Origin of the sequence: Nonomuraea recticatena, from assembly GCF_039533245.1 — a bacterium.
GTDB classification, from domain to species: Bacteria; Actinomycetota; Actinomycetes; order Streptosporangiales; family Streptosporangiaceae; genus Nonomuraea; species Nonomuraea roseola.
The window spans coordinates 35,304-51,424 of the sequence record NZ_BAAATE010000002.1; the positions used below are offsets into that span (position 1 = coordinate 35,304).

General features: G+C 73.2%; 14 protein-coding genes. 7 read left to right on the forward strand and 7 right to left on the reverse strand.

Features of this window, described 5'->3' with window-relative positions; translation table 11 throughout:
* Positions 1 to 55: 55 nt before the first annotated feature.
* The 3 genes from ABFX50_RS03410 to ABFX50_RS03420 all read right to left on the reverse strand — a co-directional run bounded on the left by ABFX50_RS03410 (position 56) and on the right by ABFX50_RS03420 (position 3,002).
* Entirely contained in the window at positions 56 to 982 is a 927-nt protein-coding gene (locus ABFX50_RS03410; RefSeq protein ID WP_346143103.1) for a carbohydrate kinase family protein, read from the reverse strand.
* Positions 979 to 1,905, reverse strand: coding sequence for a pseudouridine-5'-phosphate glycosidase (locus tag ABFX50_RS03415; protein WP_183645809.1), 927 nt, complete (start codon positions 1,903 to 1,905; stop codon positions 979 to 981). Before ABFX50_RS03415 ends, ABFX50_RS03410 begins: the two co-directional genes overlap by 4 nt.
* Before the next feature lie 95 nt (positions 1,906 to 2,000).
* Positions 2,001 to 3,002, reverse strand: a complete 1,002-nt coding sequence (locus ABFX50_RS03420; RefSeq protein ID WP_346143106.1) for a YeiH family protein — start codon at positions 3,000 to 3,002, stop codon at positions 2,001 to 2,003.
* A gap of 70 nt (positions 3,003 to 3,072) precedes the next feature.
* Here ABFX50_RS03420 and ABFX50_RS03425 point away from each other — a divergent pair, with 70 nt between their 5' ends.
* From ABFX50_RS03425 to ABFX50_RS03455, 7 genes are read left to right on the forward strand one after another with little or no spacing between them, the layout of a single operon-like run.
* Positions 3,073 to 3,963: a LysR family transcriptional regulator gene (locus tag ABFX50_RS03425; RefSeq protein ID WP_346118498.1), complete on the forward strand. Its 891-nt coding sequence runs from the start codon at positions 3,073 to 3,075 to the stop codon at positions 3,961 to 3,963.
* Positions 3,964 to 3,996: 33 nt separating this feature from the next.
* Positions 3,997 to 5,490, forward strand: a complete 1,494-nt coding sequence (locus ABFX50_RS03430; protein WP_346143108.1) for a phytoene desaturase family protein — start codon at positions 3,997 to 3,999, stop codon at positions 5,488 to 5,490.
* Between the two features lie 33 nt (positions 5,491 to 5,523).
* The gene (locus ABFX50_RS03435; RefSeq protein WP_183645805.1) at positions 5,524 to 6,222 is read left to right on the forward strand and encodes a response regulator transcription factor; all 699 of its coding nucleotides are present in this window, start codon (positions 5,524 to 5,526) and stop codon (positions 6,220 to 6,222) included.
* A complete protein-coding gene (locus ABFX50_RS03440) occupies positions 6,219 to 7,583 on the forward strand; it encodes a sensor histidine kinase (protein ID WP_346143111.1) in 1,365 nt (454 codons plus the stop codon). Before ABFX50_RS03435 ends, ABFX50_RS03440 begins: the two co-directional genes overlap by 4 nt.
* 45 nt (positions 7,584 to 7,628) lie before the next feature.
* Positions 7,629 to 8,801 (forward strand): bifunctional glycosyltransferase family 2/GtrA family protein, encoded by a 1,173-nt coding sequence (locus ABFX50_RS03445; protein ID WP_346143113.1) that lies wholly within the window; start codon positions 7,629 to 7,631, stop codon positions 8,799 to 8,801.
* A complete protein-coding gene (locus ABFX50_RS03450) occupies positions 8,798 to 10,846 on the forward strand; it encodes a glycosyltransferase family 39 protein (protein WP_346143114.1) in 2,049 nt (682 codons plus the stop codon). The genes ABFX50_RS03445 and ABFX50_RS03450 overlap by 4 nt, the downstream gene beginning before the upstream one ends.
* 52 nt (positions 10,847 to 10,898) lie before the next feature.
* Complete coding sequence (locus tag ABFX50_RS03455) at positions 10,899 to 11,534, forward strand: TetR/AcrR family transcriptional regulator (RefSeq protein WP_183645801.1); 636 nt, start codon at positions 10,899 to 10,901, stop codon at positions 11,532 to 11,534.
* Between the two features lie 25 nt (positions 11,535 to 11,559).
* On the opposite strand, the gene ABFX50_RS03460 is transcribed toward ABFX50_RS03455, so the two are convergent.
* Genes ABFX50_RS03460 through ABFX50_RS03475 form a run of 4 tightly spaced genes read right to left on the reverse strand, consistent with a single transcriptional unit; the run spans position 11,560 to position 16,089 of the window.
* The gene (locus tag ABFX50_RS03460; RefSeq protein WP_346143117.1) at positions 11,560 to 12,903 is read right to left on the reverse strand and encodes an ABC transporter ATP-binding protein; all 1,344 of its coding nucleotides are present in this window, start codon (positions 12,901 to 12,903) and stop codon (positions 11,560 to 11,562) included.
* Positions 12,900 to 13,682, reverse strand: a complete 783-nt coding sequence (locus ABFX50_RS03465; protein ID WP_346143119.1) for an ABC transporter permease — start codon at positions 13,680 to 13,682, stop codon at positions 12,900 to 12,902. The genes ABFX50_RS03460 and ABFX50_RS03465 overlap by 4 nt, the downstream gene beginning before the upstream one ends.
* Positions 13,679 to 14,599: an ABC transporter permease gene (locus tag ABFX50_RS03470; RefSeq protein ID WP_346143121.1), complete on the reverse strand. Its 921-nt coding sequence runs from the start codon at positions 14,597 to 14,599 to the stop codon at positions 13,679 to 13,681. The genes ABFX50_RS03465 and ABFX50_RS03470 overlap by 4 nt, the downstream gene beginning before the upstream one ends.
* On the reverse strand, positions 14,575 to 16,089 hold the full coding sequence (locus ABFX50_RS03475) for an ABC transporter substrate-binding protein (protein WP_346143123.1): 1,515 nt from the start codon (positions 16,087 to 16,089) through the stop codon (positions 14,575 to 14,577). Before ABFX50_RS03475 ends, ABFX50_RS03470 begins: the two co-directional genes overlap by 25 nt.
* Positions 16,090 to 16,121: the final 32 nt, after the last annotated feature.

Genomic DNA, 16,121 nt, shown 5'->3' on the forward strand with positions numbered 1-16,121 from the left:
CCTCCCCAAAAGTTGTGACGCGTGTGGCTAATGGTGCAGCCTACGCCGCAAGCTATCAATCGGTGTGAATAGGGTAAAGACGATTGGAACCCAAACCGTACCGTGGGCGTCCCCCCACGATGGCCACCGCGTCGGCTCCCGCCGAGCACCCCGCCTCGAGAGATGCCAGGTCAGAGCCGCCCCTGAGCCTCGCGGTGAGAAAACCCGCCGCGAAGGCGTCGCCTGCGCCGGTGGAGTCGATCACGTCGCGCTCTCTGCCCGCGGTGGCGGCGGTTACGCGTCCCTCCGTGGCGAGGATCGCGCCCTCCGCGCCGAGCTTCACCACCGCCGTGCCGTACCTGAGGCTGAGGGCCGAGGCGGCGGCCTGCGGGGTGGCGGCGCCGGTCAGCAGGAGCGCCTCGTCCCTGTTGGGAATGATCAGGCGGGCGGGCGCGGTCTCGGTCAGGAAGCGTTCGACGCCGAAGTCGCGCAGGAAGCCGGTCGAGGCCGGGTCCACGCTGATCGTCAGGCCGAGCGACGAGGCGGCGGCCATCGCCAGCCTGGCCAGCTCGAGACCGGGCTCGGCGAACAGCGTGTAGCCGGACAGATGGAGGTGGCGCACGCCGTCCAGCAGGTCGGGCGACCAGTCGTCGGCGGAGATGCGGCCGCCGGCGCCCCTGTTGGTGAGCATGGAGCGCTCGCCGGTGACGTCGACCATCGCGATGACCACGGCGGTCGGATGGTCGGGGTCGACGCGGGCGTGCGGTCGCACGCCCGCCTTGGTCAGCTCGGCGGTGTGCCACTCGCCGGTGTCGAAGCCGACCCTGGTGAGCAGACGGACGTCGGCGCCCAGATGGGCGGCCCACGAGGCGGTGTTCGCCCCCGAGCCGCCCGGACGCAGCACGATGTCGGCCGCGGTGTCGGTGCCGGTGCTCACGGGCGCGCCGTGGAGGGCGACGACGTCCGTGACGACGTCGCCGATCACCAGGAGCCCTGCGCTCATCTCCCGGACCACGCGACCGCGATGTCGCTGGCGACGCGGACGTTGCCGCGGACGGCGGCCAGGTTGGCCTCGAGGGAGGCGCCGTCGGTGCCGCGCACGAGGTACGACAGCAGGAACGGGGTGATGGCCTGCCCCGTGACGCCCTCGCGCTCGGCGGCGGCCAGCGCCTCGGCCAGCACGCGGTCGTGCAGGGCGGGGTCGAGCTGCTCGGCGACGGGTACCGGATTGGCGATGATCAGCGCGGTCTCCGGGCCGCCCAGGGCGTCCTGGCCGCGCATGATGGCGGCGGCCTGCTCGGGCGACTCGATCCGCCAGTCGATCGGCTCTCCGGAGCTGTGCAGGTAGAAGCCGGGGAAGGTGTCGGTGCGCAGGCCCGCGATGGTGACGCCGCGGGTCTCCAGGCGCTGCAGCGTGGCGGGCACGTCGAGGATCGACTTCACGCCCGCGCAGACGACGGTGATGCGGGTGCGGGCCAGCGTGTCGAGGTCGGCGGACTCGTCCTGCTCCTCGGTCCAGCCCCGGTGCACGCCGCCGAGGCCGCCGGTGGCGAAGACGCGGATGCCCGCGCGGGCGGCGAGGAACGAGGTCGCCGAGACGGTGGTGGCGCCGCTGGCCTCGAGGGCGGCGGCGACGGGCAGGTCGCGCTGGCCCAGCTTGCGAAGGCCGGGCTCGGTCGCGATGCGCACCAGCTCGACCTCGTCCAGGCCGATCCTGGCCACACCGTCCAGCACGGCGATGGTGGCGGGAACCGCGCCCGCCTTACGGACGATCTCCTCCAGCTCCCTGGCGACCTCCAGGTTCCGCGGCTGCGGCAGCCCGTGAGAGATGATCGTGGACTCGAGGGCCACGACGGGAGCGCCCGAGGCGAGCGCCTCGGCGACCTCGGCGGACGGGCGGAGGGCGGGGTCAGTGGTGCTGGGCATGAGGTGGTTCGAGCTCCTTGGACGTGCCGGCGCTGGTCTCTTCTGGAACGGGGCAATGGCCGGGGATTGTTCCAAAAGGAGCAGGTTACCCAAGGTCAGACGAACAGTGTCACGAGGGCGAGGGAGATCGCGCCGATCAGCGCCGTGGAGATCGCGCCGAGCAGCAGCGCCCTGCCGCCCCTGAGGAGTTTGCGGGCGTCGATGCCGGTGCCCAGGCCGAACAGCGCGGCGGCGAGCAGCAGGCCGCTGATCCTGGGCGCCACGTCGGTGACGGCGTGCGGCACCAGGCCCGTGCTCCGTACGGCCACCATGAGCAGGAACCCGAGCACGAAGAGCGGCACCAGCGGGGTCGAGCGCCGGCGGGACAGGCCCGTGCGCAGCGTGGTCAGCGCGACGATCGGGGCCAGCAGCACCACCCTTGCCAGCTTCACCGTGACCGCGACCGCGAGGACGGCGCCGCCCGTGGCCGCCCCGATCGCCGCCACCTGGGCGACCTCGTGCACCGAGGCGCCCGTCCACACACCGAGCTGCCGCGCCGACAGGCCCAGCCACGACGCGGTGAGGGGCAGCAGCACGATCAGCGCCGTGCCGTACAGCACCACCACGCTCAGCGCGCCGGCCGCGTCGTCGTCGTCGCTGACGCCGCCCTCGCCGCCCGTGGCCTCGTGCATCCCCGCCACGGCCGCCGCGCCGCAGATGGACACGCCCGTGGCGACCAGCAGCGAGGTGCCGGGGGACAGGCCGAGGCGCCGGCCGATCAGCGGGGTGATCGTGAAGGTCAGCCCCGTGGCCAGCGCGATGACGGCGATGGGCTGCCAGCCGAGCGCCAGCACGTCGGGCAGCGCGATCTGCAGGCCCAGCAGGACGATCGCGGTCCGCAGCACCGTACGGGAGACGAACCTGACGCCGGGCGCGACCGAAGCGCCGATCCCAGCGGTGTTGGCGAGGGCGGCGCCCAGCGCCACGGCGACGACCGCGGGGCTGAGCATGGGCACCAGCGTGTTGACCACCAGGGCGACGGCCACCGCGGCGGCGGTGAGGGCGAGACCAGGCAGGAGCCGTCCTGCGGCGGGGGGAGCGCCGGCGGTGAGGGTCATGGTCCCAGTGTTCGGCCTCGTGGAGACGGCCAGTAGACCGATCTTGCCTGGGAGGTCATAGCCTGAGGCTATGAGTGAACTGCCCGACCTGGAGTCCCTGCAGCTCCTGGTCGACGTGGGCGAGCTGGGCAGCCTCGGCCAGGCAGCCAGGGCCGCGGGCATCGCGCAGCCCTCGGCCAGCAAGCGCATCGCCCGCCTCGAACGCCGCCTCGGCGTGCCGCTGCTCGAGCGCACGCCGCGCGGCTCCGCGCTCACCGCGGAGGGCAGGATGGTCGCGGGCTGGGCGGCCCACGTGCTGGCCGCCGCCCGCGAGCTGATGCGCGGCGTCGAGGCCGTACGGCAGGGCGAGGCCGCACAGCTGCACGTCGCGGCCAGCATGACGGTGGCGGAGTACCTGGTGCCGCGCTGGCTGGGCGAGCTGCAGGCACGCGAGCCCGACATCCAGGTCGGGCTCGACGTCATGAACTCCACCGACGTGGCGGCCAGGGTGCTGGGCGAGAAGGTCGAGCTGGGGTTCGTGGAGGGGCCGACGGTTCCCGACGGCCTGGCCAGCAGGGTGGTGGCCACCGACAGGCTGGTGGTCGTGGTCGCTCCCGCGCATCCGTGGGCGCGCCGCCGTACGGTGCTGAGAGTGGCGGAGCTGGCGGCCACCCCGCTGGTGGTGCGCGAGCCGGGGTCGGGCACCAGGGAGACGCTCGACCTGGCCTTCGCGGGGCAGCACGTGGCCAGCCCCCGGCTGGAGCTGGGGTCGAACTCCGCGGTGAAGGGCGCGGCGCAGGCAGGCTCGGCGCCCGCGGTGCTGAGCGGGCACGCGGTGGAGGCGGAGCTGGCCACAGGACGGCTGGTCGAGGTGCCGCTGGCCGGCCTCAACCTGGTGCGCAGCCTGCGCGCGGTCTGGCGGCGCGGCAGGACGCTGACGGGGCCGGCCGCGACGCTGCTGGCGATCGCCTCCCGGCCTTGACGATTCGCCGGCCATCCAGGACAAATAGGACGTATGTCGTACGATGTCGTGATCGCAGGCGCAGGACACAACGGCCTGGTCGCAGCCGCCTACCTGGCGAGGGCGGGGCGCAGGGTGCTCGTGCTCGAGCGGCAGGACCACGTTGGTGGCCTGGCCATCTCCACCAGGGCCTTCCCCGGCGTGGACGCCCGCCTTTCGCGCTACTCCTACCTCGTCAGCCTGCTGCCCACGAAGGTCGTCAAGGACCTGAGGCTGCGCCTCCAGCTGCGCGGCCGCCGCTACGCCTCCTACACCCCCGTGGGGAACGGCGGCCTGCTGGTCGACAACGCCGACGAGGAGCGCACCAGGGCGTCCTTCGCCAAGGTCACCGGCGGCGAGTCCGACTACCGGGCCTGGCGGGAGTTCTACGGCATGACCGCGCGCTTGGCCGAGCGCGTCGCGCCGACGCTGCTCGAACCGCTGCGCCCCGCATGGGAGCTGCGCGAGCTGGTCGAGGACGAGGTGGCGTGGCGCGACCTGTTCGAGAGGCCGATCGGGCAGACGGTCGACGAGAGGTTCGCCGACGACACCGTGCGAGGGGTGGTGCTGACCGACGCGCTGATCGGCACCTTCGCCGACCCCTCGGAGGATCTGCTGGCCAACAGGTGCTTCCTCTATCACGTGATCGGCGACGGCACCGGCGACTGGAACGTGCCCGTCGGCGGGATGGGCGCGGTCACGCAGGCGCTGGAGTCGGCGGCCAGGGAGGCGGGGGCCGAGATCAGGACCGGCGCCGAGATCGTGGGCATCGACCCCTCGGGCGAGGTGACCTTCCGCGACGCCGGGGGCGAGCACGCGGTGAACGGCTCGCACGTCCTGGTCAACCTGCCGCCCGCCGTACTGGACCGCCTGATGGGACGGGAGCCGGCGGTCCCCGAGGGGGCGCAGCTCAAGGTCAACATGGTGCTGAGCAGGTTGCCCAGGCTGAAGGACGCGAGCGTGGACCCGCGCGAGGCCTTCAGCGGCACCTTCCACATCAACGAGGGACGCGACCAGCTGGCCCGCGCCTACGAGCAGGCGGCCGCCGGCGAGGTGCCCGACGTGCCGCCCGCCGAGGTCTACTGCCATTCGCTGACCGATCCGTCGATCCTGGGCCCCGGGCTGAAGGCCGAGACGATGACCCTCTTCGGCCTCCACATGCCCGCCCGACTTTTCCCGAAATATCGCGATGAAGCGGTGGCGGCGACGCTGCGGTCGATCAACTCCGTCCTGGCCGAGCCCCTGGAGGACTGCCTGCTCCTCGCGCCCGACGGCACCCCGTGCATCGAGGCCAAGACCCCCTTCGACCTGGAACGGGAGGCGGGCCTGCCTGGCGGGCACATCTTCCACCAGGACCTCAGCTGGCCCCACGGCGAGGCGGGCCGGTGGGGCGTCGAGACCGAGCACCCGCGGATCCTGCTGTGCGGCGCGGGAGCGCGGCGCGGAGGAGGCGTCAGCGGCATCCCGGGACACAACGCCGCGATGGCACTTCTGACCGGACCTTCATGACGTTCTCATGAAGCCGGTCTACCGTTGGTGACCATGAGTGATGGCGCACGCCTGCTGGTGGTCGACGACGAGCCCGCGCTGAGGGAGGCGCTGCAGTCGAGCCTCGAGTTCGAGGGCTACCGGGTCGCCACCGTCTCCGACGGCCAGGCCGCGCTGGAGGAGCTGGCGCGCGAGGGCTACGACGCCGTGCTCCTCGACGTCATGATGCCCAGGCTGGACGGCCTGACCGCCTGCCGCAGGCTGCGCGCGGGCGGCAACCACGTGCCCGTCCTCATGCTCACCGCCCGCGACGCCGTCGGCGACCGGGTCTCGGGGCTCGACGCGGGCGCCGACGACTATCTCGTCAAGCCCTTCGAGCTGGACGAGCTGCTGGCCAGGGTCCGGGCCCTGCTGCGGCGCAGCTCGCTCGGCGGCGGCGGCTCCGACAGCGGCGCGCTGGCCTTCGGCGACCTGCGGATGGAGCCCGCCACCCGCGAGGTGACCAGGGGCGCGCGGCGGCTCGACCTGACCAGGACCGAGTACCTGCTGCTGGAGCTGCTGCTCACCCATCCGCGCCAGGTGCTGACGAGGGAGCAGATCCTCGAGGAGGTGTGGGGGTTCGACTTCGAGCCCTCCTCCAACTCGCTGGACGTCTACGTGATGTATCTGCGGCGCAAGCTGGAGGCCGAGGGTGAGCCCCGGCTGATCCACACCGTGCGCGGGGTGGGGTACGTGCTGAGAGCCGCCGCGTGAGACGACGCACCCTGAGGTCGCGGCTGACACTGCTGGTCACGGTGGCGGTGGCGTTGGCGATCGCGGCCTCGGCGGGACTGTGCTGGTTCATCGTCAAATGGGAGCTCAACGCCCAGCTGGACCACGCGCTGGCCGAGCCCGAGAGCCCTTCGAACAAGCGCTGGCTCGTCGACAACTGCGAGGAGGCGGGGACCTCCGACCCCTTCTCGGGCATCGCCACGGTCCTGTTCGAGGACGGCACGACCTGCTCGCTCGGCCCGCCGATCAAGGTCAAACCCCAGGACAGGCTCGTGTTCGGCAACCACGGGAGGCCGGGTTTCCGCTTCGGCACCACGACCGACGGCAAGCCGGTGCGCGTGATGGTGAGCTTCGAGCGGCCCCCTGACCGCGCGCCGGGCGAGCCGAGCGGCATAGTGATCCTGGAGGGCCGCTACACCTACCAGATGCAGAGCACGCTGCGGAACCTCGCCCTGATCCTGGCCGTGGTGGCGGCGATCGGGGTGCTCGGGGCGGCCTCGGCAGGGCTGCTCGTCTCGCGGACCGCTCTGCGGCCCGTCGGCAGGCTCACCAAGGCCGTCGAGCACATCGCCCAGACCGAGGATCTCAACACGACGATCCCCGTCGAGGGCACCGACGAGATCGCCCGCCTCAGCCGCTCCTTCAACGCGATGACCGCCGCCCTGGCCGGCTCCCGCGACCGCCAGCAGCAGCTCGTCGCCGACGCGGGACACGAGCTGCGCACCCCTCTGACCAGCCTGCGCACCAACATCGACCTACTGCTGCGCAGCGAGCACACCGGCAGGGCCATCGAGCCCAAGGCCAAGGAGCGCCTGCTCGTCAACGTCAAGGCCCAGTTCGAGGAGTTGTCCACGCTCGTCGGCGACCTGCTCCAGCTCTCGCGCGGCGAGGGCGACCACGAGCCGCACGTCGAGCTGGCCTTCCACGACGTCGTCAGCGCCGCCGTCGCGCGCGCCAGGCTGCGCGGCGCGGACGTCACCACCGACCTCGCACCCTGGTACGTCGAGGGCAACCCCTCCTCGCTCGAACGCGCCGTCGTCAACCTGCTCGACAACGCCGCCAAGTTCAGCCCGGGCGGCAAGGTCGAGGTGGCGCTGCACGAGGGCGAGCTGACGGTCCGCGACCACGGGCCAGGCATCCCCGCCGAGGAGCTGCCGCACGTCTTCGAGCGGTTCTGGCGCTCGCCGTCCGCCCGCAGCCTGCCGGGTTCGGGGCTGGGGCTGGCGATCGTGGCGCAGGCCGTCAAGGAGGCGGGGGGACAGGTACGGCTGGACAACGCCGCAGGTGGCGGCGCCGTGGCCTGGATACGGCTGCCCGGTTCGCCGGTTCTCAGTCAGTCTTAATCGCTGGCTCAGTCAGGTCCAAGTCGCACCCGAGACCTTGGAACCATGAAGACAGCAGTCAAGACGCGCCTGGTCGAGGTGGTCGTTCCCGTCCACAACGAACAGCGGGCGCTGCGGGCGAGCATCGAGCGGCTGCACGGCTACCTCGCAGGGTCCTTTCCCTACGGTTTCCGCATCACGATCGCCGACAACGCCAGCTCCGACAACACCTGGCAGATCGCTCAAAAGCTGGCCGCGTGCCACCCGGAGGTGAACGCCGTCCGCCTGGAGGAGAAGGGGCGGGGACGGGCGCTGCGGCAGGTGTGGGCGGCCAGCGAGGCCGACGTGGTCAGCTACATGGACGTCGACCTGTCCACCGACCTCGACGCCTTCCTCCCGCTGGTGGCGCCGCTGCTGTCTGGCCACAGCGACCTGGCCATCGGCACCCGCCTGGTCAGGACGGCCAACGTGGTGCGGGGGCCGAAGAGGGAGTTCCTCTCGCGCACCTACAACCTGCTGCTGCGCGGCGTGATGGGGGCGGGGTTCTCCGACGCGCAGTGCGGATTCAAGGCCGCCCGCACCGAGATCGCCCAGGCGCTGCTGCCCGCTGTCGAGGACCAGGAGTGGTTCTTCGACACCGAGCTGCTGCTCCTGGCCGAGCGGCACGGCCTGCGCATCCACGAGGTGCCCGTCGACTGGGTGGACGACCCGGACAGCAGGGTCGACATCGTCAGGACGGCCGCCGACGACCTCAGGGGCATGGCCAGGGTGGCCCGCAAGGCGCTGTCGGGCGCGGCCAACCTGCCCGTGCCCGCGCGCGTCCAGCAGGCGCGGCTGCCCAAGGGCATGGCGCGGCAGCTGCCCAGCTTCGTGGTCATCGGCATCGTCAGCACGCTGTCCTACCTGCTGCTCTACTCGCTGCTCAGACTCGTGGCCCCCGCCTACGCCGCCAACGCGGTGGCGCTGTTCGTGACGGCCGTGGCCAACACCGCCGCCAACAGGCGCTTCACCTTCGGCGTGAAGGGGAGCGCGGGCGCGATCCGCCACCAGGTCGAGGGCCTGATCGCCTTCCTGGTGGGCCTCGCGCTGACCACCGGAGGCCTGGCCCTGCTCCCCTCGGGCGCGCCGCACTGGGTCGAGCTGGCGGCGGTGATCGTCGCCAACGGGCTGGCCACCCTGGTCCGCTTCCTGCTGCTGCGGGTGTGGGTCTTCAACCCCGACAGGAGGAGCTCCCGATGACCGTCACCACACTGCCTGCCTCGCACGGGGCCGTACAGGGAAGGGGCCGCATGGCCCGCGTCGTCCTCGGGCCCGAGCGGGAGCCCCGCTGGGCCAGACCCGCCCTGTGGGGCGTGCTCGGCCTCGCCTTCGCGCTCTACGCGTGGGCGCTGAGCGGCATGGCCAACGAGTACTACTCGGCGGCGATCCTGTCGGGCACGAAGAGCTGGAAGGCCTTCTTCTTCGGCGCCCTGGACTCCGGCTCGTTCATCACCGTGGACAAACCGCCTTTCGCGCTGTGGGTCATGGGGCTGTCCGCGCGGATCTTCGGCTTCGGCACGTGGAGCATGCTGCTGCCACAGGCGGTGGCGGGCGTGGTCACGGTGGCCCTGGTCCACTCGGCCGTACGGCGGAGCCTTCCCCCCGAAAGGCCGGGCGCCGCGCACGCGGCGGCGTTGCTCGCGGCGGTGGTGATGACGCTGACGCCGACCACGGTGGCGATCAACCGCGACAACAACCCCGACACGATCCTCGTCCTGCTCCTGGTGGCGGCGGCCTGGTTCGCGCTGGAGGCGATCAGGCGGGGCCGGCCGCGGGCGCTGCTGCTGTGCGCGCTGCTGGTCGGGCTGGGCTTCAACACCAAGATGCTGCAGGCCTACCTCGTGGTGCCCGCCCTCGCCCTGGCCTACGTCACGTGCGCGGCGGCGCCGTTCCCGCGCAGGCTGGGGCACCTTCTGAGCGCAGGGGCCGTGCTGGTGGCCTCCAGCGCCTGGTGGATGGTGATCGTCGACCTGTGGCCCACCTCGTCGCGCCCCTACGTCGGCGGCTCCACCGACAACTCGGTGTGGGACCTGGTCATCGGCTACAACGGGCTGGGCCGGATCTTCGGAAGGGGCTTCGGGGGCAGCGGCAGGGGCGGCGGCGCCTCCTTCGGCGGAGAGTCGGGCGCGGGCAGGCTGTTCAACGACACGATGGCGGGACAGATCTCGTGGCTGCTGCCGTTCTGCGCCCTGGCGCTGCTGCTGGCGGCGGCGACCTGGCGCACCCTCGGCGCGCGGGCGGTGGCCGGCGAGGACCGCTCGGCCGTCAGCGCCCTCGGAGATTGCGGAGGGCTGAGGGCGAGCAGGGCCGCCTGGCTGGTGTGGGGCGGATGGCTGGCCGTGCACCACGTGGTGTTCAGCTTCTCCAGCGGCACCTTCCACCCGTACTACTCCACCGCCATGGCTCCGGCCGTGGCGGCCGTGACGGGGATGGGTGCGGTGCTGATGTGGCGGGCCTACCGGCGCTCTCCCTGGTGGTGGGTCCTGCCCCTCGCGGTCGCGGCGACGGGGTCGTGGTCGTTCGTGGTGCTGCGCCGTACGCCCGAGTTCGTCCCGTGGCTGGCGTGGGCGGTGGCGGCCGCGGGCGTGGCCGCGGTGGCCGGGCTGGTAGGAGCGCGTCTCGCACGCGGGAGGGCCGCGAAAGCGGCGGCCGGGGCAGGGGGAGCGGCCGGCGCGAGGGCGGCCGCGGTCTCGGTGGTCGTCGCGCTGTTCGCGGTGCTGGCGGCGGGCGCCGCGTACGCGGTGACCCCCCTGCGATCGCCGATCAACGGCACCAACCCGACGGCGGGCCCCTCGTCGGGCTCGGGCTTCGGTGCGGGCTTCGGCGCGATGCGTGGCGGCCCCGGCGCGGACGGCGGGACGCGCGCGATGGAGGCGCCACCCGGTCAGGCGGGACAGACGAGGAGCGGTCCGGGGGGCGGCGTCAGCAGCGCGCTGATCACCTACCTGGAGCAGAACCAGGGGACGGTCACCTGGCTGGTCGCCGTCGGCAGCGCCAGGCAGGCCGCCCCGATCATCCTGGAGACCGGCGAGCCGGTCATCGCGATGGGCGGCTTCACCGGCAGGGACCCCGCGCTGACCGTCCAGGGGCTCAAGGAGCTCGTCGCCTCCGGCCGCCTCAAGTACGTCATGGCGGACGACGCGCGCGGCGGTCCCGGCAGGGGCGACAGCGAGGTCACCGACTGGGTGCGGGCCACCTGCGCGGCGGTGGACGGCCAGGACGGCCTGTACCACTGCGCCCCCTGACCTCCGCCGCCTCGGGCGCTGGACGTATGTCCGTATCGGCTACTCTTGGCCGGTGCGACGTGCGGACAGTGCCCGAGGCAGCAGGGCGGACCAGGCTGACCAGCGCAGGGCCGAGCTGCTGGAGGCCACGCGCAGGGTCGTGCTCGAACGCGGCCTGGCCAACACCCGGGTCGCCGACATCGCCAAGGCGGTCAACGTCAGCGGTGGGCTCATCCACTACCACTTCGCCACCAAGGACGAGCTGATCACCGCCATGCTGCGGGCCACGCTCGACATCGAGAGCGCCAGGCTCGACCAGCTCGTCACCGGCGAGGGCAGCGCCGCCGAACGTCTCGACAGGGTGCTGCGCTTCTACATCCCGCAATCGCGCTCCGACCAGAGCTGGCTGCTCTGGATCGACGCATGGAACGCCGCGCTGCGCGAGAGCGCGGTCCGCCAGATCGTCCTGGAGCTGGAGACGACCTGGCTGCGCGCGCTCGAGCAGGTGATCTCGGCGGGGGTCGCGGAAGGCGACTTCACCTGCGAGGACCCGGCGGGCGCCGCCGAGCGCATCGACGCGATGCTCGACGGGCTGATCATCAGGTACACCCTGCACCCCTCGGTGCTGTCGAGGGGCAGGCTGCTCGAGCACGCCCACATGGCCGCCGCCCGCGAGGTCGGCATCTCACCCGACGCCTTCTCCGGTTAGCCGCCCCGACCCTCTGCCTAGCGGGTCAGGGCGTCATGACGCCGTCGCGCATCTCGTGGACGTCGTCGCAGAGCCCGCCGAGCAGGTCGAGGTCGTGGCTGACGACCACCACGGCCGTTCCCCCCTCCGCCACCTCGCGCAGCAGGCCCGCGACCCTGCCCGCCGCCACCGTGTCCAGCCCGGAGGTCGGCTCGTCGGCCACCACCAGCGCGGGAGCCGCCATCACCGCTCGCAGGATCGCCACCCGCTGGCACTGTCCCGCCGACAGCCGTCCAGGTCTGGTGCGCGGATCGAGGTGGCCGAGCCCGACCGAGGCGAGCGCCTCGACGGCCCTGGCGCGCCGCTGCGCCGCCCTCAGGCCGGTGAGCGGCTCGGTGATCGTGCGCCAGATCGGCCACAGCGGGTCCAGGCTGGCTCTGGCGTCCTGGAAGACGGGCATCACCCAGCCGGGCCGCCGCTCCGGCAGGCGGAGCGTCCCCGCGTCGGGCGGCTCCAGCCCTGCCAGCAGCCGCAGCAGCGTGGACTTGCCCGACCCCGACCTGCCGTGCACGCCCACCACCTGACCGGGGCCGATCGTCAGGGAGGCGTCCCTGACGGCGGCGCGGGCGCCGTAACTCCGGGCGAGGTTGCGCGCCTCCACCAGTGCGGGCCCCTGGGGGGCGGCGCGCCCGCCCGAGGCGGAGGCGAGCGCCGCCACCAGCGCCCGCGTGTGCGGATGCCGTGGATCGGCCAGCAGCCGATCGGCGGGCCCCGTCTCCACGACGCCGCCCTCGCACAGCACCGCCACCCGTGAGGCCCAGCGCGCGGCCAGCCGCAGATCGTGAGTGATCACCAGCAGCGCTCCCGCCGACCTTCCCAGCGCCGCCATCACCTCGTCGGCCAGGTCGGCGTCGAGCGCGCTGGTCGGCTCGTCGGCGACGGTGAGAGCGGGCGACAGCGCGCCCGCCGCCGCGATCGAGGCGCGCTGCAGCATGCCGCCCGACCACTGGTGCGGATGCTCGGCCAGCGCGGCCGCGTCCAGCGAGAGCGCCGCCACCGCGGCCTCGGCGGCTCCCCGCGGCGGCCGCAGCCCCGCCGCCCGCCACGCCTCCCGCACGTGGTGCCCGACCGTCCGCAGCGGGTCGCACGCGGTGAAGGGGTCCTGCGCGACGTATCCGGGCCTGCCCTCGGTGCGGATCGACCCCTCGGCGCGGGCGCCGCGCGGCAGCAACCCGAGGACGGCGCGCGCCAGCGTGGACTTCCCGCTCCCCGACGCTCCGACGACGGCCAGCCGCTCGCCGGCCTCCACGGTGAGAGAGACGCCGCGCAGCGCCCGCGTGCCGTCCCGATAGGTCACGGAGAGCCCTGACACCTCCAGCGCCGGGCTCACAGCCGCTCACCCAGCCAGTCGCTGAGCAGTCCCGCGGCGCTGACCGCGACAAGGATCGCCACGCCGGGCCCCGCCAGGAGCCAGGGTGAGGAGGCCAGGTCGTAGCGGCTCTCGGCGAGCATCTGCCCCCACTCGGCGGTGGGCGGCTGCGCGCCGAGACCCAGGAAGGACAGGCCGGACAGCCCGATGATCGTCTCGCCGAGCCCCAGCGCCGCCACGGCGAGCACCCGCAGGAAGGCGCCGGGGAGCACGTGGCCGAGCACGACGCGACCGCGCCCGACGCCCGCCATCCTGGCGGCGACGACGTCCGGCCTGGTGGCCGCGGTGAGCACGTGCGAGCGGGTGAGCCTGGCCACGGGGGCCCACGCGGCCACCGACATGGCCAGCACCAGATGGACCAGCCCAGGACCGAGCGCGCCCACCACGGCGAGCGCGACCAGCGTGCTCGGCACGGCCAGCAGGACGTCCACCACCCTGGAGATCGCCGCGTCGACGGGCCCGCGCGCGTATCCGGCCACGCCTCCCGCCACGACGCCGATCGCCGCGCCGAGCGCGGTGACGGCCAGCGCCGCGCCCAGCGTCACCCTGGCCCCGCTCGCCAGGCGCGCGAGCACGTCCCTGCCGAGCTGGTCGGTGCCGAGGGGATGGGCGGCGCTGGGCGGCAGCAGCTTGGCCGCGTAGTCGGGCAGGTCGGGGTCGGGCAGCGCCAGGGGGCCCGCGAGCGCCAGGACGGCGAGCAGCGCGGCGGCGGCCGTACCGGCGAGCAGGGAGGCTCTCACAGGCGTGGGTCTCCCGCACGGGTGGCCAGGTCGGCGGCGACCGCGCCCGCCAGGAAGGCCAGCACGCCGGCGAGCACGCAGCCCTGGACCACCGGCAGGTCCCTGGCGGTGATGGCCTCCACCAGCAGGCGCCCCACGCCCGGCCAGGTGAAGACGCTCTCGACCACGGCCGCCCCTGCCAGCAGCCCGCCGACGGTCATGCCCACGACTGCCAGCAGCGGGGGAGCGGCGTGCGGGAGGCCGTGGACCAGCAGCACGCGCAGCTCGCCCGAGCCCCGGGCGCGAGAGACGTCGGCGAAGGGCGCGCTCGCCGCGTCGATCAGCGCCCCTCTGGTCACCCGCGCCCACTGCGCGACGATCCCCGCGGCGAGGGTGGCGGCAGGCAGCGGGGTGTCGGCCCATCCGCCCTCGGCCACGACCCTCCCGACGCCCCAGCGCACCACCACGATCTCCAGCAGCGCCACCCCCAGCAGGAAGGACGGCACGGCGGCGCCGGCGAACATCACGCCCCTCGACAGCGCGTCGGGCCAGCGGTGGCGGCCGAGTGCGCCGGCCAAGGCCAGGGCGAAGGCGGGCAGGATCGCCAGCGCCACCGCCGTCAGGCACAGGCGCAGCGTGGCGGGCAGCCGTTCGCCGAGCTCGGCGGTGACGGGCCTGCCCGTGCGCCAGGAGGAGCCCAGGTCGCCGGTGAGCGCGCCGCCGAGCCAGCGGGCGTACCTGACGGGCGCGGCGTCGCCGAGGCCCAGCTCGGCGCGTACCGCCTCGATCTGCGTCTCGACGGGGACGGCCACGCCCCTGGACAGCAGCACCTGTCGCGCGGGATCGCCGGGCGACAGCTCGGCCAGTCCCCAGACCAGCAGGCTGGCGGCCAGCAGCGTGCCCGCCGCCGACGCTAGGAGCCGCAGGAGTCGCCGCACGGAGCCGTGGAGGCGTCGAGGTGCAGCAGGACCGACGAGGGCCGGTAGTCGCGGTAGCGGGGACCCGCCACGACCCTGGGCACCCTGTCCACGACGATCAGGTGGTAGGCCTGCTCCTCCACCGCGATGCGCTGCGCCTCGCGCAGCAGCCTGTCGCGCTCGGCTGGTTCGAAGGCGCCGGCGAGCCCGTCGATGACCTGGTCGAGGCCGGGGTCGGCGATCCCGCCGAGGTTGCGAGGGCCCTTCGTGCGCATCATCTGCGCCAGTGGCGCGACGGGGTCGAAGCCGTAGGACAGCGAGCCGTCGAAGCTCAGCCCGACGTCCCAGCCGTCGGCCGAGCGCATCGCGGCGTAGTTCTCGGGCACCTCGGCGACCTTCACCCGGAAGCCCGCCTTCGCCAGCTGCGCCTGCATGGCCACGGCCAGCGGCTTGGTGTCGGGCTGCGGCGAGTAGGCGTTGATCGTGATCGCCAGGGGCCTGCCGTCCCTGGCCCTGGTGCCGTCGGCGCCCCTGCGCCATCCCGCCTCCTCCAGCAGGCGCTCGGCCGCGGGCAGTTCGGTGCGCAGGTTCTTGACGGAGTACGGCAGCGCCTCGGGGTAGACGCCGGAGGGTGTGCGGTAGAAGCCGTCCATCACCGTCTCGGCCAGCTCCTTCCTGTCCACGGCGAGTGACAGCGCCCGCCGGACCCTGGAGTCGTCGAGGGGGGCCTTGCGCACGTTGAGGAAGCCGCGTAACTGCCCCGTCGCCAGCGCCGCCTCCCTGATCGAGACCCGCGCGTCGCCCTTCAGCGTCCGCAGCGCGTCGGTCGGGGGGTAGAAGGCCAGATCGGCCTCGCCGCTGCGGACGGCGAGCGTGCGCGCCTGCCCGTCGGGCACGAACCGCACCTCCACCCCGTCGAGGCGCACCTTCCCTCCCCAGTAGCCGGGGTCCCTCGCCAGCACCAGCTTGCGCGAGTCGAGGCTCTTCACCTCGAAGGGCCCGGTGAAGGTTCCGCTGGCCACGTCGAAGACGGAGAACATGCTCTCGTCGGCCAGCAGGCTCGGCAGGTTGGCCACGGGCTCCCCGGTCTCCAGCCGTACGGCCAGCGGCCCGGTCACGGCGACCTTCGCCCCCTCCAGCGCCGACCTGACGGCCGGGTTGCGCGCCAGATGCGCCTCCATCAGCTCCTTCAGCGCGACCGCGTCCAGCGTCCTGCCGCTCTGGAAGCGCACCCCCTGCCGCAATGTGAGCGTCCACGCCGACTCGCCCTGCCTGCTCAGCGAGGCCAGCAGCCACGGTTCCACCGTGCCGCGCTCCGTCGGGCGCATGAGCAGCTCGCCGTAGCCCCACTCCGAGGCCCAGAACCCCTGCTTGATCGGGTCGAGGCTCTTCACGCTGTACGGCGTGACCACCCGCAGCCGCGCCTGCGCCACGGGCTCCTGAGCGCCGCACGCGGCCAGCGAGGCCAGCAGGGCGACGGCAAGGAACGGCCGCTTCACATCAATCGACATGGACCATGACAATGCAGCCAATGAAAACCATT